We start from the raw sequence: 22,866 nt of genomic DNA, 5'->3' as shown, positions 1-22,866 counted from the left end.
GCAACATGTTGGATACAAAGAAGTGAGACGCTTAGTTACTTCATGATTTTTAGCGGTTTAAGAGTCCGTTCTCATCAAATAATAGAACTTTACCGCCAGTAATTTACTTTTTTGTGGGCTATACATTTTTTATTTCCCGGCAAACTGCTAACTTTATCTCAATATTATAATAATGCATGGAACAGCGGTTGCGCTATCATTGAAATTCTTGTTTATGAGTAAATACAAATTTATAGAAGAAAAAGTAGAAACAATGTCTCTGCCGGAGCTCAGGGTATTCTTGAATATACTGAAGAATAAATCTCAGGAATTGATGTCAACACTGGAGATAGCGGGGAGGATAAAGGACCTGGAGATTGTTTATAAGTCTATTCAGAAACTGACAAATCGTGCTTCTGAATTTGACGGAGGCTCTTTTCTTATATTGGTGGTTGGACCTGTGAAATCGGGAAAATCTACTTTAGTCAATCTGATAGCACACGCTCATGTCAGCCCCACTCATTTTCTGGAGTGTACGGTGCGTCCTTCTATCATATCAAAAGGACAGGAAGAATCCATTACTTCCATCTTCTCTACCGCCGATAAAGTCAAAAAGTTGGAACAGTTTGACTCGGTCATTGATAGTCTGCGCGGATTTGAGAAACTGGAAAACATTCCCGAGATAGGTATCGAGAAGAAAGAACTGAATGATATTAATTTGGATGCCTGTGTTTCACTGGCTTTGGAAGAAAGCGTAATTAATGCGGATCATACGTTGGTGACATCTATAACAACGTCCGGTGGGGAGCTTCTGAAAGATAATATATTTTTGGTGGATATGCCCGGACTGGACGGTGGATATGCAAATCTGGATAATCCCATTTATGAAACGATTTCTCAAAGGGCAGATTTCGTGATATTTGTGCAAAGTTCAAATTCTGCTATATCGAAGGTTTCCAATCGTTTTCTGAAATTGTTGCAGGAGAATAATCCGAAAGTTCCGGTTTGTCTTCTGCATAACGTGTTTGAAGCGGCCTACTGGCATTCGGAAGAGGAGAAGCAGGCAGTCATTAAAGCGCAGGTAGAATTTGCAGAGAATGAAATGGGGAGACGGAATTTCCAGTTAAAGGGGAGTATATACAGCTTGAACTTGGGCAAAGTGGCGGATGCTGCCAGTTATGAAGGGGTGGAAAACCTTCAGGAAGAAGCTGCGAAGTTTCAGGAATTTGAGAAGGACTTGTATGGCAAGGTAATCTCTAATAGTACTGACATACGTCTGCGAAGTGTAATAGGAAGAACACTGAACCAATTGGAAAAACTGGATAACTCAGTCAGTGACCTGATAGGCAAACAGAAAGCAATCGATGAAGAATACCGGGCTGCGGCAGCTTCGTTTGACGAATTACTTCATCAGGCAAATGAGCTTGGTTATGATGGGGGTGATTTTAGGAAAATGGTGCAAGTGTATATTGATGATGATTTGAAAGAGTTTGTGGAAATCGTGAAGGAGTATTATGACTCCGCATGCAATTCCGCCTATGCAGGTGGAGCAAAGGGAAAGGAGGCGACCCGCGCCATTGTTACAAAGTTTATGGCTGATTCGTCAGCGGCAATAAAAAGCAAGTTTCTTGATTCTCATGAACATAGCCTGGTCCGGCAGTATCTGCGGAAATTGTCTAATTTGAAAGATGATGTGTCTTTTATAGAGAAGATGAATGCTTTCTTGAAACAAAAAGGTTGTATGACTTTTGAATCAGTGTCGCAAGTAGCAGATTTCCCGATGGTCGATTTTGATTTACAGGGGGCTTTTGATGTGAAGAATATCAATCATCCGACGGTTCCACATATCGGAATCCCCAATCCTTTCGGAACGTATTCGATAGCGGAAATTCAACATTTTCTGAAGAAGGCGCTGGAGTGCATCACCGGAATCGATCATACGCATACGGGAAGAACAGTCAAGGGGTATCTTCAGTTGACTGTCGGGAAGAGTATATGCAAAGCTGCCAATGATCTTTATGATCAGTATGTACCTGTACGTAAGCAGTGTATCATTGATTTTCTGGAACGGCAAAAAGAGGCGTATCTGGGAGAATTGGTTCCTGATAAAGAAGAATTTGACAGGAAAGACGCATTGCTTCGGTCGATAAACACACAAGTTCAGAGTTTTAAAGATTCAATAAGATAAGAATAGGTCTATGAAACGAAATTTATTAATTATCACCCTCCTGTTTTTAGGCTCTTTTGTGATATTATTGTTGGGTAATATCATTATAATAGGTGAGAAAATCGCTTCCTTATCTCATGTAGCATGGGCAGAGTATGCTTTTTACGCATTGATTCTGATTGTATTTTATGCTGTCGTTATACGTCCGGTGATCCGGGTGCATCGTGCTCCGCAGATTCCGGCTTTGTCTATTGACGGAGAGTGGGATACGGCACAACTTATAGCGTTCGGGCATAAGCTGGCGGATAATTGCAATTATATACCTAAAGATAAAACGTGTCCCGAGTTAAGAAAGCTGCATCAGCAGAAACTACGTGAAGACTTGGAACGTTATGCTACGGATAAAGAAGAATTGGTACAGATATTGAGTGATGAGTTGAAATTGCGTATTGAGGGTGGAGAATTGCGGGAAGCTTCAGGACCACGTGCAGAAGATATGCATTCAGTCCGTATCATTGGGATCAACCGTCGTATTATAGAATGGGCAAAATCTGTTTTTATGATTACCGCCATCTCGCAGAACGGAAGACTTGATACTGTCTCAGTGCTTTATATGAATTATAAGATGATAGAGGATGTGATCATTGCCTCCGGTTTTCGTCCTACCCGGCAACAACTGTTCCGGCAGTACGTCAATATATTGGTTACTTCTCTGATGACTTTTGTTGCATCCGAAGTCTTTAAAGATATGGGTTCGGTTGCTCCCTTCGAATCATTGGCAGACCCATCCTCGGATGCTGCGTCCGATATAGACTTGTCCGATGCTGCTGTTGATGGAGCCGATGTAGATCCGGATGATATTGGTGATACCGTTTCGGGAGGTACCGGCTTTTTGAGTATTCTGTCCGGCGTGAAAATTCCGGGTGTAGTCATAGGTTCTATATGTGATGGAATAGTCAATTCACTGATGACTTTGCGTATCGGTTATGTAACACGTAACTATCTGGTAGATGGAATGAATTCATTAAATGGGATCAAGGCCAAAAGAAAAGCGAAGCGTGCAGCCGTGAAGGAGGCACTGAAATCTTTGCCTAAAGTTGTCGTGGTAGGTACTTCTTTTGTGGGAAAGGGAGCGATGAATATTATTCTGAATATTATTGGCGGTAAGAAAGTGAAGGAAGTTGATGAAACGAGTCATTAAATATAACTTAAATTTGATATAAATCAGAATCTTTTCATTGGAATCGACTCAAAAGGTTGATTCTGTCTCCATTCTTTTTCTTTTGGAAGAAGTAATCTTCGTGGGTGGAGATAATAGATGGAAATAAAAGACTTTCTCATTTTTTATATTCTCTTTCACCATCTTCTGAAGCTCTTTATTGCATTGGTAGTTTATGCTGGTTTGTTCGTTATCTATTATAGGTTTGCGTGTTGTCTGTTAATAGAAAAGCTCTTCTCTTCCTATAGTAAAGTTCCTTTCTTTGGGCAGTAAAGTTGTTTTTTCTAATGGTAATCTATAAACGCAAGCTTCGTTTGTAAAATTGCAAGCTTCGTTTTTATAAATGAAGGTTACGTTTATAAAAACAAAGCTTGCGTTTATAGTTTGTAATAGGTAAAAATTAAGTTATCTATTAGAGAAAAGGAAGTTTAGTTCCGATAGAGTGAAACTTATCTATTAATACTTCAGGTGATAAGCATTAATGATTTGGACTACACAAGTGGTGACAGGTGATAGAGAAAAGGATGAAAATAATCTATATATTGGAATTGGTGCTTATAGACTGAAACTTACTCTAGTGCTTTTTTTGACGTGTATTTCCTGTGCCGGATGACTCTCCATCATTCCGGACTCTATTTGTTGAATTGCCCTTTTGGCTTTATAAGCGAACTTTCCTTTGGGATATTGTCGCAGATATTTCTCATAATCGGTTATGGTCTGACAATTGAGGAACATATGTTCTTCCTCTTCTCTTTTGACTTTTTTTGTATCAGGAGCGGGGGAAACTATTTCTACTTTAGGCTTTGGACGTGACCAGGAAGGATGCTTTGCTACTATTTCTTCCGTTTTAGGTTGTTCCGTTTCTATAGTATCTACACTTATTGGGGCGATTACTTTATTTTTTTGTATTTCTTTTTTTATGCTGTCTTCTGTCAATATCCGAATTTTCTGTTTCACAAATTCTGCATGGGATGAGGCAGGATAATGATTCAGGAAATGTAGGAAATCTTCTGTTGTCCGGCAGGCATTATATCTGCGTTCTTCCTCTATACTTCCGAAGAATGCGGAAACTCCTTTGATCAGCATGAATAGGAATAATATGCTGAGAATAATCCATCCTGCCATGCGTTTGTTTATATTGGAGAGACGAATTCTTTTTTGTAAACGTGATGGTGCTGGTGGGAGTGGAGGTGTTGAGGCATGTACCGCTGATGGTGAATGCGGATGGTTTACTTCTTGCCTTAGCATAGAGTTAGCATAGTTATAAGCTTGCTGAGCGGTGGGACGATCCCATGTGTTAAGCGAGAGACATGCATGAAGAAACTGGTCCAGTTGGGGAGAATAGCCGTTATCTAAGTCTGGGATACGTGCACCATTCAGTTGGACACAACCACCCATGCCTTCCCATAATATGTGACCGGTCAGTAATTCATAAATACTCATGCCTAAAGACCATATGTCGCTGGTACCTGCAATAAATGGTTTCTCAGAAAAGTGTTCCGGTCCCATATAAGCAAGTGTTCCGGAACTTTCTACTTTGTTAGTGCTTTTACGGAAAGTATGCTCTAATTTGCGGCTAATGCCGAAGTCGGAAATGATAAATTTACCATCATCACCGATTAGAATATTATCGGGCTTTATATCCTGATGGATGATTGGCGGGTTTTGACTGTGCAAGAACATGAGTCCGCATGATACGTCACGTATGAAATGCCAGATTTGCTTTTCGGACATTTTACCGATCAAGGTAGCGGAGGAACCATTGGAACAATAAGGCATTATCAGGAACGGACATCTTTCGAATACATCAAAATGATTAAGATGTAATAAGTTGGGATGATGCAATTTATAGGCAAGTTTGAATTCCTCTCGAAAGTCTTTTATGCCGTTATCATCCAACAGGCCATAAAACTTTATGGCAACTTCTACATCTGCCAATGTGTTTCGGGCTAACCAGACTTCTCCGAAGCTTCCTGTTCCTAACTTTTTCTCCAGCTGATAATGTTCAGCAAATATGTCGCCACTGTTGAACTGCATGTTTTTTAAGTTTGTCAATCTGGTTGAAGAGAGATCGTTGAGGTATCTGTTTCTGCAACAATGACTGTATCTGCCGGATCAATCTTAGTTTTCCACTTTGCATATAGCTGTGGGTTTTTATAAAGATAACCCCCCAGTAACAAAGCTAAGGCAAAAAGTAATAGAACTATTTTTCGAAATTTATGGTTATTCGGTTTGCTGAATACAGTGTTGTTCAGATTAGCTTTGGGCTCGTCCGTCTCTTTCCGGATAATGTGACAAAGTACTATCGTAACATTGTCATATCCGCCGACAGCAAGAGCGGCTTCTATCAGTTGGTCTTTACAGGCCACCAAATCATTTTGATTTTCCTCAATGATTTGCATAATTTCTTCATCGTGACATAAACCGCATAAACCATCGCTGCAAAGCAGAAAAATGTCATCGTCTTTTAGATTGTAAGAGCGGAAATCGGGATTGGAACGATTGGTCGGATCGCCTAAACAACGAGTTATGACATTGCTGTAGGGGTGGTCAAAAGCATTCTCCGGATCCAGCTTGCCTTGATCGACCAAGTCTTGTACGTAGGAGTGGTCCTTGGATAAACGGCAGAATCCCGAATTGCCATTGAAAACATAGCAGCGGCTATCACCGCACCAGCTAATATAGGCTTTTTCGTTTAATATCCAGGCAATGACAATAGTAGTACCCATGCCTTGGGTACTACTATCTTCTTTACTTGCATTGACAATATTTAAATCAGCGGCTTTAATAGTCTTGGTCAAGAATTCTTCAATAGCTTCTTCTGTAGCCATCTCACCTTCAAATGTTACGATCTTGTCCAGCTTTTCTGGCGTAAATGCGTTTTGCACCGTCTCAATGGCAATGGCGGATGCAACTTCTCCGGCGTTAGTGCCACCCATTCCGTCAGCTACTACCAGTAAAGTGCCATACTTGCCTAATGGAATGGTTTCGGAGGATTGAGGAATGATCCATTCCGATTGGCTTAAATCCCGGTTTACTACGAAGTTGTCTTCGTTGTTTTTCCTGACTAAACCAACATCAGTGCCTGCCGCTAATTTAATTTCTATCTCAGACATAATTTATTAATGTATTACATTTCTTATTGGAACCAATCGGTCTTTGCCTTGGACACTTCCTACCATGACACCAACAACTTTATATCCTTCCTCGTCTAAATGAAAAGCCGGTGAACCATAATAACCTTGTTCGCCTACTCTATTCTGTAATATGATAGTACCATTATTGGTATCATCAATGTTAGTTCTGTCATTGAAGTGAGACGGGATAGGATTGTGGATATTAGTGTTACCTGTATATCCGACCATATGAATTTCAGAACCTCCACTTAGATTGCCGGATGCTGTTGCATCAAAAGGTATTCCTTCTCCATAAGTACCTTTACCTCTGATATAAGCGTAGCTGCGAGAAGTCGGTGAATATATGCTGACTTTTACGTAGTTTCTACGGCTATATGTGAATTTAATTCCTTGTTTCCTTAATAATATTCTAAGTGACTTTGTTACTTCTATTTCGTGAGTTATATCATCATAACTGCGATCAACTTTAAAGTCGGAATTAACAAATGTAATGGGTTTTCCTGTACCTTTTGTACTATATGCACGGTAATGGATAATAACGTTGCAACCTCCTCCGACGCATTCGGCTAATAGTCTGCGCCACAGCTCTTTCCATTCAGTATTTGTGAAAACCCACGGCTCTACGTTTTGCCTGTCTGTAACAAATGTACCATTGTCAAGCATAAAGCCTGTTCCGCATACTATGTCTGATAGTTGAATGCCTGGATCAAAACTGATACCGTCTTTTTCTATATCTATTCGGTCAATCTTAATGGTATAGATGTGATCATAATAATCTTTCAGATCTTTTGAAACATTACTGTTTTGTTCTTCTGCCACATCCGATTCTACATTATCTTGAATTTTTGCCTGTTGGGTTGTCTGTGATTTATAACTGGCTTCTTCTGCTGTTGGTGTTGCATTTTCAGCAGCTATGGTGCTCGAAAGGTTGTCCAAGTCAGATTTTACTTTATAGAAACTGGCATTTACATTGCCTAATTGATTGTTTACACTAGCTAACTGTGACTTTAATGCTTCTGTATTTCCATCACTATTTCGTAGTTTAGCTTCTAGTTCCCGTTGTTGTGTTTCTAAAGTTGCGCGTTCTGTTCCTAGTGAGTCCAACTGATTTTGATAACCTCTTAATTGAAGTTCTTGTTGTTCTGTTTTCTCTGCCAGTAACTCATTTTTCACACCTAAGCTGTAGTTCCATGCAGCCAGACCGGCAACAGCCAGTACAAAAACAATGCCCATAATGGTCAATGCCGTCTTGTAGGGGCGTAGAGCCTGTTTACGGAAAAGGCTCATTCTTTCCGTCAATCCGATGCTGGAAGTTAATGCTTGGCGACCTTGCGGAACAATAAATCCCAAACGTGGTCCTCCTACAGATAGTTGTATCTCATCTCCAGTTTGTAAATAGTAAGAACCATTAATCGGATGTCCGTTTACTAATGTCGGATTGGAGTGTGAGAGATGAATTAGTTTCCAATTTTCACCATCACGTACAATTGCAGCGTGTTTGCGGCTCACTGTTTCGAAACTTTCATCAAAGCGTACTTGGCAGGAGGCATCTCTACCCAGCTCTACTTGATCGACAATGATTTTTTGAGATTCGCCTGCCTGATGATACTTTGATGGAGTCTTATGCTCCAGAATGAAGTAAGTTCTGCCTGAGGCACCCATCAATGCTCCCATACCGGCACCTACTGAGCCGGCTAGGGTACGTTTGTAATTTTGTGTATCCATACTACTTAATATATAGTTAATAGTTTTCAAATCTCATTTTTACGTCTCCAATAGATATGATATCGCCAACCTTTAGCCTGTAACCTTGCTGGGTGACTTGTGCAGAATTGACATAAGTGCCGTTGCTGGACTCCTGCCATACTTTTTGTTCTTTTTGCCATTGTCCGTCCCGAATAATCCAATGGTCACCGGAAGGTGTCGTTTCCAGTGTACAATGATGGCGTGATACATAAGTACTTTGCCGCTCTGTTACAGGCAGCAGATTATCAGGCTCTCTGCCGATAGTAAGTATTCTGTAACCATGTGTGGCAAATTCGCTTAGTTGATAAAGCTTTCCATACTCTTCGCCCTGCATGATACGCATGCAAAAACCTTGGACAGTTTGTGGTGGGCAATATCCCCTTTCCATAGGGACCTGTTGGGTCTCCGGCAGATATTTCAAAACTTCCTTGACGGATTGAAAGCGGTTTTTAAAATCGGGATTCAGACACCCTGAAAAAAGTCGATCCCATTGCTTCTCGTTTTTTATCTGTGCTAACTTCCGGCGGTTCCAGTCTCCATCTTTTCCTCGTTTTTGGTATAGAGCCAATTCATTATGGCTGGTTAATTCACCAAAGGGCAGGCTACCGGTCAAAAGTTGGAAGGCCAATACTCCAAAAGAAAAAATATCTGTAGTAGGTAGAACTGTGGCTTCACCTCGCATACGGTTCACTTGTTCGGGGGGCATATAGGCATAAGTTCCGAATATTTGATTGGGCTTGCCGAAAATGTTACGTTCCGTCATACGTTTATTTCTATCGCCCGCTATACCGAAGTCTGTCAGTGCAGCTACTCCATTGCTCTTAAAAAGAACATTCTCCGGTTTTAAGTCGCGGTGGACTTTTCCTCTGATGTGTAAAGAATGTAGGCCAAGAAGGATTTGTTGGCAAATCAAAGGGATTTTACTGTTTTGAGAGCCTAAATAGGGTGTCAGATCTCCTCCCGGGCAATACTCCATGACGATATAGGGATTGCCTCCAACCGTGCCATAGTCTATAGAACTCACCAAATATTCACAGTCTATCTGCCCTGTTTTGAATTCCATTTCGAAACGATCTGTCAATGGTTTCCGTATTTCGGGTGGAACCTCCCAAAGTCTTAATAGTTTCAGCGCATAGTCCTTACCTGCGTTGTCCGTAACTCGGTATACTTTACCGAAAGAACCTTCGCCTAATGTTTTGGAAACCCGATAACGGTTATCGATGTATTCTCCTACATTATAATCACATCTATCGACAGATTGGTTGGTCACAATGAATCACTTTCAAATTTAAATCTTCGGTCACCTAATACGATAATATCATCAGGTATGATCTCTATTTTTCTGTTTGCCTGAATAAAGGTTGTCCTTAGTTCACTCCGGTCGAGCAGATACCAATGTCCGTCTTCGAAAACTATTTCTGCTTGCTCCTTTGAGGTGATAGTCCGGTTGGATACTTCTGTGTTTTCCCGGTTCAAAATGATCGATTTTCCTTCATATTCCATTTTTTCTGAAGGAATGTTTTCATTCTCTTCCGGAATGATGGTTAAAGAACAATGAGGTGTAATATCTTCCGGTTCTGTTTCTGCTATATTTTTTATCTGTCGTCGGATAGTGGGACGATGTACACGGATACCACAGTGCGGACAGAATGAGCAGGTAATATCTATCTCTTTTCCGCATTCCTGACAAGCCATTTTATCTTCCGGCAAGAAAGATGTTTTTTCTTCTATTTTTTTATGTTTGTCGTCTGCGGATTTATCGGCTCTTTCCAGAGGCGTTCCACAGCAAGGGCAGCTTGTAAATTCACCTACTATCGGATAACTGCAGTTCGGGCATTCTGTAGCAGGCTGTGTGATAGCAGAATGGGTATCAGCTTCATTCAAAGTGGGGAATACAACAGTTTTTCTGCACTTTTCTCTATTAGGATTTGCATTTAGCACTGTGGGTTTGGGGATGGCTTCTCCATAACCTTCTCTTGACACAAAATCATTTTGATTGTTGGCGTAACCAGTCGAAATACTCAATCTTTGTCCACATTTTAGACAGACCGTTGTATCAGATAGATTGTCCCAACCACAATTCATACATCTCATAAGAACTTATTTTAATTGTTGAACCACTTAAAGTATAAATAAGTCGACACCTAAAATGACGATTCATGTATGTTCATCTTTAATCATCTTAAAATATACCTCCTTTTTTCTGTGAGAGGATGGCGGAAGAAATTTCTCCTCCTTTTGTCTTTACTATCAAAGTTCCTTCTTTGGCTTTTTTGGTTTTAGCTACTTTTAGAATCAGTTTGTCACTGTCCTTTGCTATGACTTCGCACCAACTTGGAATATTTATTACTTCCCATTCAGTATTCGTCTTTATTGGTAATTCTTTAATTTCGCCTTTGGAACCGAACTCCAATTTGTCCAATGCTATATTGATGAATTCTTTTTGACCGCTTTGAACGACCTTGACTGTTTCTTCCATTTTCCCGTTGCTAATGGTAACAGTGGCTTTACGTTCTGAAGTCAGTTGGTTTATTTCACAACTTACAGATAAGTTTTTTCCATGAGGAATCACTTTACACCAGTTTGAATCTGAAGTTGCCGTCCATTCTTCCGGAGCACTATCTACTTTGATGTATTCGGCCTTTGTCGTCTCATAGCCAAATCTTACAGAATCTGGGGTAATGGCAAGTCTGGTAACTTCGATGACAGGGGCAGGAGTGGACTTGGGAGCCGGTTTGAGTTTCTCCTCGCATTCCTTAATCTTACTTTTGCAATCCTGCTCCAGTTTGCTGTCGCATTTCATTGCTGCTTTAAAGGACTTGATAGCTTCCCTGTATCTTCCTTTTTTCATGCTTGTCTCCCCTTTTTTGTAAATGGCGGCACACTGCCCCCATGTACTTATTGGCATAGCAAGAGCGAAGACTAGAATTAGTAACTTAATGCATTTCTTCATTGTTATTGTTGTCTATATTTATATATGGTTCTATTTTCTTTGCACGATTTTCGAAAACTTCAGCTGCTTCTATTTGGTCATACTCTTTCATTCTCATGGTATCTGCTTTTAGTATAAAAAGATTGTATGCAGAATCTAATATAATTTCTACTTGCTTTATTTGATCTTTTGCATTCATATATACTCCCTTAGAAATGGAATCTTTGTAGTGATTTACTTCACGATACTTCTTGATAGCATTTATATAGAAATCTTCAAAAACGGAGTCATTATTCTGTCTTAAAGTATCTATTTTATCTCGAAAGATGTTACCTTGGCTTTTGTAATTATTGCCTTCTTGAATGATTGTCATACAGATGCTATCGTTAATATTGGTTTTTAAAGTCGTTTTTTGTTTTGGCTCTGGCTCCGGTTCCGGTTCTTTTCCGCTTGTTACTAGATAGATAGTAACAATGGTTGCACATATAATGATTATAGCCGCAATAATAATGAGTTTGCGATGCTCTCTTTTAAACAGCGTAGCAACTCTCTTTTTTATATCGGATGATTGCATAACAGGAAATTCTGCATCAGAATGAATGGATGAGGACTCATGATTATCCTTTAATTCAAATGAAGAATTTTCTTGCCCTTCTGGAGTTTGAATTTCATTTATCTCATCTTTTGATGAAAGATCAGAGGTCGTTTGTTGTGAACTTTGTATATTGAGAGGCACCGAGTTACCATTGATATGCTGGAAGGCATAATCAGCGATTTGTCTGGCAGTAGGTCTGTCCCATGTGTTTAGAGCAAGACATTTATAAACGATCTCCTTAAGCTCTTGTGAATACTCCTCATTATTGATAAGTGGAATATCGGCACCGTTTTTCTGCAACAGACCTCCATGATCACCATAGGGAGGTAACCCCGTTAGCAGTTCGTACATTGTCGCCCCTAATGACCAGATATCACTTGCCATAATAGGGGCAGGGGATGGACCGAAACGTTCGGGTCCCATGTAAGCTAATGTGCCTCCACTTAGTTCTTGCCCTTGATTTCTACGTAATGTACTTCTAATTCGTGTACTGATTCCGAAGTCGGTTATCATATACCCGTTTTCATCATTAATTAAAATATTATCAGGTTTTATATCTTGATGAATAACAGGAGGAAGCTTTGCATGAAGATAGGCTAGTCCTTCGGCAACATCATGAAGTAGATGCCAACTTTCGGTTTCTGTGATTCGATTATTGTCAGTGAGGTATTTGAATATAGACCCGTTTTTGCAGAAGGGCAGAATCAGATATGGCATTCGCTCCCAACAATCATAGTAAGTAGGATGTAATAAATTGGTATGATTAATATCAAATACTAAAGAAAATTCTTGTGTAAAGAGAGAAATCCCGGCATCGTCAAGCCCCATACCCGGCGCATATATTTTAATGGCTACTTTAACATCTGTGAGTTTATCCAGTGCTAACCAAACTTCTGAAAAACCACCTCTTCCTAATTGTTTGAGTAGTTCGTATCTATCTGCTATAACTTGTCCTGTGTCTAACATAAAGCTTATAGATTAAATGGAAAGATATCTTTTTTTACAGAGGTAGTCTCTCCATGCATAATTTATTAGTTTGTCTTAATTAGTGCTTTTTATTAAGTATGTGAGATTGTCGGTATTAGATAATCACATAACAATATATGCAAAGTAATAAATAAAAAAGTGAATAAAAAAATGGTGAAAAATAGGTGTTGAACTAAAATGCGATAATATGATCTATACTGCAAAATATAATGCTATGCTGTATATTTTTGTTTTATGTTTTGCTGACTGAAACCTAAAATGCTGTTTATATTGTGTTCTAAAACTGTATTAAGTTTGAAATATATAAGTGATTTCTACCAATATCTAGATGTGAAAGTGGTAATCTGTCCGAGAGTATCTGAAATCATATCTTATGTTAGACATTGATATAATTTATTGCCCGTTTAAGCACGAATTTCATTCAATTAGTCGTTCGAAACGACCTGATAATCATATTTCGCATTTATTGTGTTTTTTTTATTTTATCCAGTTTCTTATCTTTGCCAATAGTAATCAATCTATATACACATTCAAAACATGAAAAAATATTGTATTTTTCTATGTCTGTTTATCATACTGTTACTGTGTGGTTGTAGCGAAGATTCTGATGAAAGCAAATCAGCTAATGGATATTGTCCTTTCCAATTAGAAGGAAAGACTTTGCTACTGAGAAATAATGATGCTACAATCAAACTTTCCGCAGAACATTTCAAATCAGGTGTCGTAGTTAATAACGTGACAGTTGATTATGAAAAATACCCTCCATCTTATTCTTATGTAATAACAAATAAAAACCAAGCTGCCTATTATTTGGAAGCTACAAAAAAGACATATATTCCATATTATGGGACATATAATTATGGGACTTTTAAATTTGATATAGATTTAGTTTTTATCTCAGAAATAGCAGGTACATATTCTGGAGTTCAAACTAACGCAAACAATAAGAAAACAACAATAACAGGGACATTTACAATAAAATAACCTATAGATATGAAAACTTTATTGACAATTTTAGTGATATCATTTAGTCTTATTTTAAACTCCTGCAGTAATAAAGATGATAGTAGTGAAAGTTTAGGCTATGCGCCAGAAACACTGATTGGAAAAAGTCTGAACTTATCTTTAGGTCCAAATTCAATTGCTTGGGCTCTCTCTTTTTTCTCTAATGGAGTGATATCAATGATTCCTTCCGATACATCCTGGAAAATAGAAGATACATATTATATATATAGAAAGACAAGTGAAAACAGAGCAGAATTAACTATAGAATACACGATTCGTATAATTGATAAAATGGTTGCTCATTGTTATGAAGTGGAACTTTTGTTTACTTCAGAATCTGAAGGTACTTATAAAGGCTATGATGAATGGGAGTCTGATGGAAAGGAGGATAGTAACTCTTTGAATGGAAATTTTGTTGTAGGTACTGGAGGTACGCAGAATCCAGAAGATATTATGAGCGACGAATCAGAAGAATTATATGTTTATTTAGGATCTGCAAATATATTTCCTAATAGAGCTTCGTTAAGTATATCTTACACAAATCCGGATAAGTATCAAACTGCTGATAGTTACCTAACTGCTGGTATATGTTATGGAAAGTCACCACACCCTACTATTTCAGATAAAACTACTTCACAAAAAATGATTGATACATATTATCGTACTGTCAATCTTTCCGAATTGGAACCTGGTACAGTTTATTATTTGAGACCATATACAATGAACAATAACAAGGTCACTTATTATAAAGAGACATCAATTGAAACAGTGGGAAAGAATATTAAACTTAATTTAGAGCGTCTTAATGGGAATACAATTAGACTTTCATATTCAATTAATAAATCTAGTACATATAATGTAACTTTGAATGTGGTTAAGATGGTTACTCCTGATGCTATAGAAGCTGCATATCAATTGAAAGACTTTGGCTATAAAACAAAAGGAGATTTTGAAACTGCAACCTACACTTATTCTGGTAGTTGGGGACAATATGATTATTTTAGCTTACATGCAATTGAAAAAAAAGAGAATATAACCATTTTCTATCGATCTAAATTTTTATACTCTGACGGATTCCATGGTTAAGTAGTGAATATTTACGGTTATAATAAATATATATATGGAACTATTGATGCTAATTATCTTGTTTTTAAAAGAAAAGATATTTATATCGATGGCTAATTTAGTATAGTCCCCATAGTTTTTCATATAAATTAAATTCAGTTACATTAAAACAGTATGATCTGGGACTGCATACACACAAAACAATGAGCATATGAAACGAAATTATTTGCTAACATTCATTCTTGCGCTTGTTATAGCAAGTTGCGGAGGTAGTGACGATGATGAAGCGGAAACACGATTGGCAGTGTCTTCTAATGTATTTACCCTTTCTTCGGACGGAGATTCGCAAGTATTGAAAATCCAAAGTAATGTCTCATGGCTTATAACCGGAGCTTCGGGATGGTTGTCTTTATCCAGTTCATCGGGTAAAGGAAATGCTTCTGTTGTTTTAACAGCTCAAGAGAACAAAGATATAGATGAACGTAAATGTACACTTATGGTACAAAGTGAAAGAGGCGAGATTTCTGAACCTGTATCTGTAGTGCAGCAAGGGGTTTCTGTGTCCCTGTCTGTTGATGTGAAAGAAATTAATCTTGTAGAAGCGGGAAAAGAACAAGCATTCAATATCACTTGTAATACTGCGTGGAGTATTAGTGGAGTGCCCGAATGGCTGACTGTATCTTCAACAAACGGGGTAGGAAATGCTAGTATCAAAGTTTCAGCAAACAGTTTCAATAACTCACCTGCTGATCGGGATGTTACACTCAATATATCCTCGTCAGGTGTCTCTTCTCAATCAGTGAAAATTATTCAGAAAGCCGGCTTGGCAGCAGGAAGTAATGTGACAGCTCAAACTGTTGTTGTGTTGAGCAATTGTTTTGCTACAGACTTTGAGTATGGTAACAATGTAACATATTTCTATGCTGTGGTGTTTGAAGCTTCATTCATTGAAAGATATACAGATGAAGAAATAATAGATGTTATGAAGACAGATGAAAACCGCTGTACACCTAATGATAATTATGTAATTTCGTTCTATGGTCTGGAGCCTCAAACTAAACACGTTTTGTTCCTCTTAGGATTTAATAAGGACGGTGAACGAGGGGAACTTATAAGGAAAGAAATCACGACGAAATCTGGAAAAAATCAACCAATGGCATATGTTGATAATGTTACATATGATGCTAAGACTAATAAGTGGTGTTGGGAAACAACCATTGGCGCTTATTCTACTAAATATTACCAATGGGTTTTAGAATATAATCCTGCTTTTTATGGTTCCGGTAAGGATGCTTTTGTTGCTTGGACTTTTTCAAAGAAAATAAAAGAAGGAGTTTTTACCCCAATTTTGCAATCAAGCAGTTGGACGTACACTGGAACAGCTGGTGTAACACAATTTCAAACTGTAACATGGGGGGTTGGACAGGACGGAGAATTGGGTGGCACTATTGAAAATACATGCTGGATTCTTAACTCTAATGGTGTAAAGAATGTAAACGAAAGTAATAGGAATACAGCAAAAGGCATTGCTCATATCGGTATGATTGTAAATGAAAACACCTTGTTTAAAGGAGCAACTATTACTCGTATTCGTTAATTAATAAATAATGTTTTCAGGAACAAGCCTTAATCTTATAAGGCTTGTTCTTCTTTATTTTAGATCTAATAATTATGAAAACGGTTATATACTTGCAAACTCTGATTGTTATTCTATTGTTTTTATTCCATTCGTGTAGTAGTGGAGAAGTTGATAAATGCGATAAAGAAATAATAACCTTTCTTCCTGCTGTCAGTGTATCCACACGTTCGACTATGGAACGAGGATTTGAAGAAGGAGATAAAATTGGAATTTTCCTATTTGATCAGAACAAAGCTGCAAAGTGGAAATATGGTAGCGAATGTTGGGTAAGTAATATTCCCGTTGAATATAAAGGAAGTGTTGGCTGGGATTCTGAGATGCAACTGTATTGGCAAAAAGTTCCCTATACACTTATGGGGATAGGATATTATCCCTATGCTAGCAGTACATTAGATAAAGACTTCACAAACGTTTACTTTCAGCTTCCGAATGATCAAAGTAATCGGAAATTATTAAGACAAAGTGATTTCTTATGGGCTTCTACTACAGATATTATTTATGAGAAGTACAATGGAGGGATTCCTTTATTATTCAATCACTTGTTCAGTAAATTAACTGTTTCATTCATAAATACTACTTCTATTGCAAACAGTGATATGAAGAATGGGGTACAAGTGACCAATGTCTATAATAGAGCTATCGTTAATCTAGTTACCAGAGAAGTGAGCTATGAGTCAAGTATATCACCACAGGTTATTCAAATGTATTATGACGAAAATAGGCAAACAGCTGAGGCTATAATCATTCCGCAAAGCGTTCCGGTCGGACAGTGGATTAATTTCAAATATAAAGGTCGTTTTTACCATTATCAATTGCAAGAGCCTCTTATATTAGAAAGTGGAAAGGAGTATAAGATAACAATAGATTTATCAACTGTCCAATAAAATGAATGATATATGAAACGCATTGATTTATCTGGCTTACGTACCTTAGTAATGCTGCTTGTTCTGGCAGCTTGTTCTACAGAACACGAAGAAGAAAGAATATACTTTGAAATCAGTCAATCTATATCTAATGGATTTCAGTCAACTGATGGAAAACCACAAGATTCAAGTATTTCTTTTAATACAGGAGATATTATCGGAGTATTTTTAACAGAACAAGGTAGTCAGCTCTCTACTGACAGCTATTTATATAATCAAGCTTGTATTTTTGACGGCAATCAATGGTCACTCGGTAAGCGGTTTTCATTCCCTGCTGAGAATAAAGGTCAGAAAATGAGGATGGTAGCTTATTATCCATTTATGCAGCCATTAGTAAACGCTGTTCTGCCATTTGAAGTTGCAACTCTGCAAAATAATGCGAATAAACAGAAAGAAAGCGATTTGTTATTTGCCGAACAGGAATACATTATATCTGAAGCAGCGGTTGATATTCATTTTTCTCACTTGATGTCACAAGTTACATTTCAAGTGGATTATGCCAATGGGATATCAGATGTTTGTTCCAATATATATCTGAAAGCGTGCAACCAATGTTCATTAAATTTGGAAAATGGTGCGGTAAGTACTCATGGAACCGTAACGAGTATTGAAGCTATGAAATTAAAAGAGGAAACCTCTGATAACAGTTCAAGGCGATTTTCACTTTTAATTCCGCCTCAGCATCTTTCTGATGAACAAGCCATAGAATTGAAGATTAATGAGAGTCCTTTTTTTATAAAACTAGACCAAACTTTTGATTCCGGAGTACATTATATTATGCATCTTACTGTTTTGGGAGACAGGCAGGTTACATTGAATGGCGTTAGTGTAGCTAGCTGGGAAAGCGTCAATGTGACGCAAGGCAGCCTTTATTCTCCCGAAACCTATTCGACAGGAGATGTTATCGTATATCAGAAAATGAGGGAAAAACATCCGGTAACTCTGGTTGTAACAGGTGATGGATTTACCACCAATGAATTAGCGCCTAATGGCTTGTTTGAAAGTAGTGCACGTGAAGCTTTAAACTGTTTATTCTCTGTAGAGCCATATAAATCATATCGTGAATATTTCAATGTTTATATCCTTCCTACTGTTTCAGAAGAAACTGGTGCGGGAAATACGGATACGGGAAAAATGAGAAACACCTATTTTAAAACAAGTTGGGGAAACAATTACTCGGACATGCAAGTAAAAGATTATAATGAGATTTTCGATTTCGTGAGTTCTACCTGTCCGGATATCATAGAGAATAAAACGTCTATTGATAAAGTTCCTGTTTTTCTTTTAGTTAATGATTCACGCTATGGAGGTATATGTTGGATATGGAATAACGGATTAAGTTACGCTATTATTCCGCTGACAGAAGGGAATCTTCAATGGTCTGGGAATTCTAGTATTGGTATAAGTACTGGTGATTGGAAAAATGTTTTTGTACATGAAGGTGGAGGACATGGCTTTGGTAAACTATTAGATGAATATCATTATAACGATAGCCCAAACTATACAGCTGAGTCAATTGAAAGCCAGGCATGGGAGGTTCCCCTTGGTCTGAACCTTACGACAGATTTTAATAATACTAAGGGTAGCGTCTATTGGAAGCACTTGCTGAATGATTCCCGGTATCCCCGCACAGGCTTTTTCGAAGGAGGGATGGGCTATAAGAGTGGTATCTGGCACTCTGAAATTACAAGTTGTATGGATGATAACCGTCTATATTTCAATACAATATCGCGTCAGCTGATTGTAGAGAGAATTAAAACAATAGCTGGTGAGCCATTTGTATTAGAAGAGTTCTTTGCAAAGGATATAAATTATGATCCGTTGCGAGATTTTAATTCGTTTAAAACTTCGGATCAATATGGTATAAGAGAAAAAGCCAGGCAGGTGCCTCGTACACCGCATCCTCACTTGATGAAATAGTAACTGGATATAATATTATGGGAATATCCACCAGAAGAAAACACAGAAGATATGAATAAGTATAAAGTAGTTATAGTTGATGACGATGAAGTGGCTATTGGGAAGTTAAGCATTGAACTGAGAAAAAATCCATACTTTTCTTTAGATGGAACTGCCCGAAATGGTAAACAGGGAGAGAAACTTATTACCAAAATACAACCAGATTTGTTGTTTTTGGATGTGGAAATGCCGGATATGACTGGTTTGGATTTGCTACATGATCTGCATGACAACATTTCATGGGGTATGCGGGTGGTTTTCTATACAGCTTATGAAAAGTACATGATACATGCTATTAGAGAATCTGTATTCGATTATTTGTTGAAGCCTTTCGAGGGGCAGGAGTTGAAAAACATTCTTATGCGTTTTATGGCACAAATGGAAACAGAACAAAAAAAGATATTGCCAATAGGAGCATCATTGTATATGGGGCAAACATTCATAGTATTTACACCAACTAATGATATGCGTGCCTTGCGTCCGGCTGAGATTGTTTTTTTTCGTTATTGCGCTGAACGTAAACAATGGGAGGTGATACTTAACAGTAAATTATCAGTGGTGTTACGACGGGGAATGACTGCCGAACAGATAATCAAATATTCGCCTTGTTTTGTTCAAATACACCAATCCTATATTATTAATATTGATTATTTGATGATTATAAAGGATAATAAGTGTATACTCTATCCACCCTTTGATAACGTGACAGAATTACTTCTTTCCAGGAAATATAAAAAAGAGTTGCAAGACAGATTTTGCTTGTGAACTGAGATAGTAAGGCAGAGTGCCATTTCATAAATTTTATCCAAAAGAAGGAAAAAGAATGAAATAAACAAGAAGCAAAGTTACATCCTATCCATAAAAATACTATATTTATTGCAGCTAGAGAGCACTTTAAGTAATGCCTAAGAAGGAAAACGAAAAGTAGTATATATGCTATATATTTTCTATTATTAATTACTTAAACACATTTTTTATGGAAGCCAAAAAATCAAAAAAGGCTGCAATTGAGAATCAAAGAGGTTCTTGGTTGTTGATGGGTTTGGTTGTTGCGCTTGCTTTCATGTTCGTATCGTTCGAATGGACACAGCATGATGTAAGAGTTGCGGCACTATCATCTGATGATGAATCCATCTTTGTAACGGAGCTCGTTCCAATCACATTCCCTGAAGAAAAACTGGAACCGCCTCCTCCACCGGAAACTAAAGTAACAGATTTGTTCGAAATAGTAGATGATACCGAAGAGGTGACGGATAATGTTTCAGTAGTACCAGACAATGTGAATGAACCTTACAAGGTTGTTTGGGTACCGCCAGTAGTGGAAACTGCAGAAGTTGAGGAAGATGTTATTCACGTAAGTGTAGAAATCATGCCTGAATTTCCTGGTGGTTCAGCTGAATTGCTGAAATATTTGAGTAGTCATATCAAATATCCGACAATGTCTCAAGAGATGGGCTCACAAGGACGTGTAATTGTTCAGTTTGTTGTAGACAAGGACGGATCGATTACTAGTCCGACAGTTGTACGAGGGGTAGATGCTTACTTGGATAAAGAAGCTATCCGTGTGATAAGTGGAATGCCCAAGTGGAAACCCGGAGTACAAAACGGTAAGAAAGTTCGAGTAAAATATACTGTACCTGTAGTATTCAGACTACAGTAATTACTTGAAATAGATGATTAAAAGGGTCGGTCCACCGCGGGAGCCGGCCCTTTTTCTTGAAACTATCATTGTATTTAATCGCTGAAATCAGATTCTTTAATTGCTGAACTGTTCATCGATCAGTTCAAACTTGGCACCTCGATTGTTTCGCTCTCTTCCTGCCAATTGTCTATCGTAAAATTTCCGGTCTCCTCCTCCGAGAAGATGTCGCCTAAAGTTAATGTTAAGGTGAACCGGGTATTTGCCTTCAGAGGAGCGCTCAATGTTTGCTTGAAGGTTTTTACAGTTCCGTTCTTTAATGTAATAATTAGTTGGAATAGAGGGCTTGTAGCCGATGGGAATAACATGACAGTAGCATTGCTCATCTGTGTGCCATCTGTGGAAAGTACCAAAGGGAAGGTGACTGTTTTGGTTTGATTGACCGGCTCTGCGGTATACAAATTCAATTTCTCTGCAATACCTCCAATATTTACTTTCATGCCGGAGATGCTGGAGCTTAATATTCCGTTGTTTTTGTCTTTGACAATCACTTTCAAACCTGCGACTTTTCGTTTCATCGCTGCGTTTAACTCTTCCGTACCGATATTGGCGGGCTTCACCGCATAAACCAGATCGAAAACAGGATAATAGGTCGTATCAGGAAGGTTTTGCCGGAGCCCGAAATACTGCTGAGACAGATCGCCGCCGAGAGTCAGTTGCGGGTCCTTCACTGCCGGATTACTATAGATTGGTTCCTCATATTTAGGAGTTCCCCAATAAATCATATTGTATGTTCCTACAGGAAGTGAGATGGCACGTGCGGGGTTTCCAAGAGTGTTTCCGTCTTTTAAGGTGTACATACCGGGAAATGGAGTCAGTACATCTTCCACATAGTTTCCATAATAAATGGAAGTGCCTGCCTGGCAGGGATATACTTCTAATATTCCGCTCATCGGACTCTGCGCGTTATCCGGTGTATTGACCGTAGCGCGTACTGTCGGGCTGATAAGTTCATTATTTCCTTCTCCGCCATTATTCCCGTTGCCGCCTTCGACGGGCAACATCGGATTATCACTCGAGCAACCGGCGAAGATAGCTGCTGTCAACGTTGCCAGAAAAATTGTTTTCTTCATAATTCGGATCAATTGTTTAGGTTATGATTTCCCCTTATAACATTTTTCTTCCGAATTGGTTCTATGCGATAAAAAAACATATCTTTGTGCTACGAATGAAAACGAATAATTGTTGTATGAATCTTCTACTTTGTTTAAAACGACCCTTTATCTGGCTTTCCCGTTTCCGCTATCGTTGTGGATATGGCGTACACTCGCCGTTTGCTTTTAGCTTGATTACAGATGTGATTTATGAAAAGATGCCTTATTATGCTTACTTTTCATTGAAAGAAGAACAGAAGAAGATGATAAAAGAACAGGGATGGTGCAAAGGAATACAAAAAGTCAACCGTTTCCTGTTCCGGCTGGTGAATAGAGTGCAGCCGGCTACTATTATAGAGGTGGGGCGGCCTTCCATATCTTCTCTGTATCTGCAGTCGGCCAAACCCACTGCCGGGTATCTTTTTGCTCCCGACCTGTCGGAGTTGTTTCTGGATGCTGGTGTTCCGGTTGATTTTCTATATCTGAATGATTATCAGAACTCTGAAATGCTGGAGGAGGTTTTTAAGGTTTGTGCACGCCGTACAACTTCAGAAAGTGTATTTGTCATTCATGGCATTCATTATTCTAAATCGATGAGGATGTTATGGGAACGGGTGCAAAAGGATGACAGGGTGGGAATCACTTTTGATTTGTATGATTTAGGTCTGCTTTTTTTTGATACAACAAAAATAAAACAGCATTATATTGTCAACTTCTGAG

General features: G+C 38.4%; 18 protein-coding genes. 10 read left to right on the top strand and 8 right to left on the bottom strand.

The features are described from left to right. Positions 1–214: 214 nt before the first annotated feature. Entirely contained in the window at positions 215–2,167 is a 1,953-nt protein-coding gene (locus tag K6V30_RS02845; RefSeq protein WP_055269594.1) for a dynamin family protein, read from the top strand. A gap of 10 nt (positions 2,168–2,177) precedes the next feature. Beyond that, entirely contained in the window at positions 2,178–3,347 is a 1,170-nt protein-coding gene (locus K6V30_RS02840; protein WP_055269564.1) for a hypothetical protein, read from the top strand. 573 nt (positions 3,348–3,920) lie between these two features. Here K6V30_RS02840 and K6V30_RS02835 read toward each other — a convergent pair. From K6V30_RS02835 to K6V30_RS02805, 7 genes are all read right to left on the bottom strand, one after another. Beyond that, the gene (locus tag K6V30_RS02835; RefSeq protein ID WP_055269563.1) at positions 3,921–5,402 is read right to left on the bottom strand and encodes a serine/threonine-protein kinase; all 1,482 of its coding nucleotides are present in this window, start codon (positions 5,400–5,402) and stop codon (positions 3,921–3,923) included. 14 nt (positions 5,403–5,416) lie between these two features. Then, positions 5,417–6,481: a PP2C family protein-serine/threonine phosphatase gene (locus tag K6V30_RS02830; protein ID WP_055269562.1), complete on the bottom strand. Its 1,065-nt coding sequence runs from the start codon at positions 6,479–6,481 to the stop codon at positions 5,417–5,419. A gap of 6 nt (positions 6,482–6,487) precedes the next feature. After that, a complete protein-coding gene (locus K6V30_RS02825; protein WP_055269561.1) occupies positions 6,488–8,227 on the bottom strand; it encodes an FHA domain-containing protein in 1,740 nt (579 codons plus the stop codon). A gap of 16 nt (positions 8,228–8,243) precedes the next feature. Continuing rightward, a complete protein-coding gene (locus tag K6V30_RS02820; RefSeq protein WP_055269560.1) occupies positions 8,244–9,518 on the bottom strand; it encodes an FHA domain-containing serine/threonine-protein kinase in 1,275 nt (424 codons plus the stop codon). Further along, positions 9,515–10,342 (bottom strand): double zinc ribbon domain-containing protein, encoded by an 828-nt coding sequence (locus tag K6V30_RS02815; protein ID WP_055269559.1) that lies wholly within the window; start codon positions 10,340–10,342, stop codon positions 9,515–9,517. Before K6V30_RS02815 ends, K6V30_RS02820 begins: the two co-directional genes overlap by 4 nt. An 88-nt stretch (positions 10,343–10,430) precedes the next feature. Next, positions 10,431–11,099 (bottom strand): BACON domain-containing protein, encoded by a 669-nt coding sequence (locus tag K6V30_RS02810; protein WP_010535593.1) that lies wholly within the window; start codon positions 11,097–11,099, stop codon positions 10,431–10,433. A gap of 85 nt (positions 11,100–11,184) precedes the next feature. Further along, positions 11,185–12,741 carry a serine/threonine protein kinase gene (locus K6V30_RS02805; protein ID WP_055269558.1) on the bottom strand — a complete coding sequence of 519 codons (1,557 nt, stop codon included), beginning with the start codon at positions 12,739–12,741 and terminating at the stop codon, positions 11,185–11,187. 558 nt (positions 12,742–13,299) lie between these two features. On the opposite strand from K6V30_RS02805, the gene K6V30_RS02800 reads away from it, so the two are divergent. The 7 genes from K6V30_RS02800 to K6V30_RS02770 all read left to right on the top strand — a co-directional run bounded on the left by K6V30_RS02800 (position 13,300) and on the right by K6V30_RS02770 (position 21,013). After that, positions 13,300–13,746 (top strand): hypothetical protein, encoded by a 447-nt coding sequence (locus tag K6V30_RS02800; protein ID WP_010535591.1) that lies wholly within the window; start codon positions 13,300–13,302, stop codon positions 13,744–13,746. Positions 13,747–13,755: 9 nt separating this feature from the next. After that, complete coding sequence (locus tag K6V30_RS02795; protein WP_055269557.1) at positions 13,756–14,853, top strand: hypothetical protein; 1,098 nt, start codon at positions 13,756–13,758, stop codon at positions 14,851–14,853. A gap of 190 nt (positions 14,854–15,043) precedes the next feature. After that, complete coding sequence (locus tag K6V30_RS02790) at positions 15,044–16,429, top strand: BACON domain-containing protein (protein ID WP_055269556.1); 1,386 nt, start codon at positions 15,044–15,046, stop codon at positions 16,427–16,429. Between the two features lie 74 nt (positions 16,430–16,503). After that, positions 16,504–17,355 carry a fimbrillin family protein gene (locus tag K6V30_RS02785; RefSeq protein WP_010535588.1) on the top strand — a complete coding sequence of 284 codons (852 nt, stop codon included), beginning with the start codon at positions 16,504–16,506 and terminating at the stop codon, positions 17,353–17,355. A gap of 12 nt (positions 17,356–17,367) precedes the next feature. Continuing rightward, a complete protein-coding gene (locus tag K6V30_RS02780; protein WP_010535587.1) occupies positions 17,368–19,314 on the top strand; it encodes a fimbrillin family protein in 1,947 nt (648 codons plus the stop codon). 51 nt (positions 19,315–19,365) lie between these two features. Beyond that, a complete protein-coding gene (locus K6V30_RS02775; protein WP_055269555.1) occupies positions 19,366–20,118 on the top strand; it encodes a LytR/AlgR family response regulator transcription factor in 753 nt (250 codons plus the stop codon). Between the two features lie 211 nt (positions 20,119–20,329). Then, a complete protein-coding gene (locus K6V30_RS02770; protein ID WP_055269554.1) occupies positions 20,330–21,013 on the top strand; it encodes an energy transducer TonB in 684 nt (227 codons plus the stop codon). A gap of 119 nt (positions 21,014–21,132) precedes the next feature. Here K6V30_RS02770 and K6V30_RS02765 read toward each other — a convergent pair whose 3' ends face one another. Further along, positions 21,133–22,125 (bottom strand): FimB/Mfa2 family fimbrial subunit, encoded by a 993-nt coding sequence (locus K6V30_RS02765; RefSeq protein ID WP_055269553.1) that lies wholly within the window; start codon positions 22,123–22,125, stop codon positions 21,133–21,135. A gap of 116 nt (positions 22,126–22,241) precedes the next feature. Here K6V30_RS02765 and K6V30_RS02760 point away from each other — a divergent pair, with 116 nt between their 5' ends. Further along, entirely contained in the window at positions 22,242–22,865 is a 624-nt protein-coding gene (locus K6V30_RS02760) for a hypothetical protein (RefSeq protein WP_055269552.1), read from the top strand. The last annotated feature ends 1 nt before the right edge of the window (position 22,866 follow it).

Origin of the sequence: Bacteroides faecis (genome assembly GCF_020091505.1) — a bacterium.
Classification (GTDB): Bacteria; Bacteroidota; Bacteroidia; order Bacteroidales; family Bacteroidaceae; genus Bacteroides; species Bacteroides faecis.
This window is presented reverse-complemented; position numbering and strand designations above follow the sequence as displayed.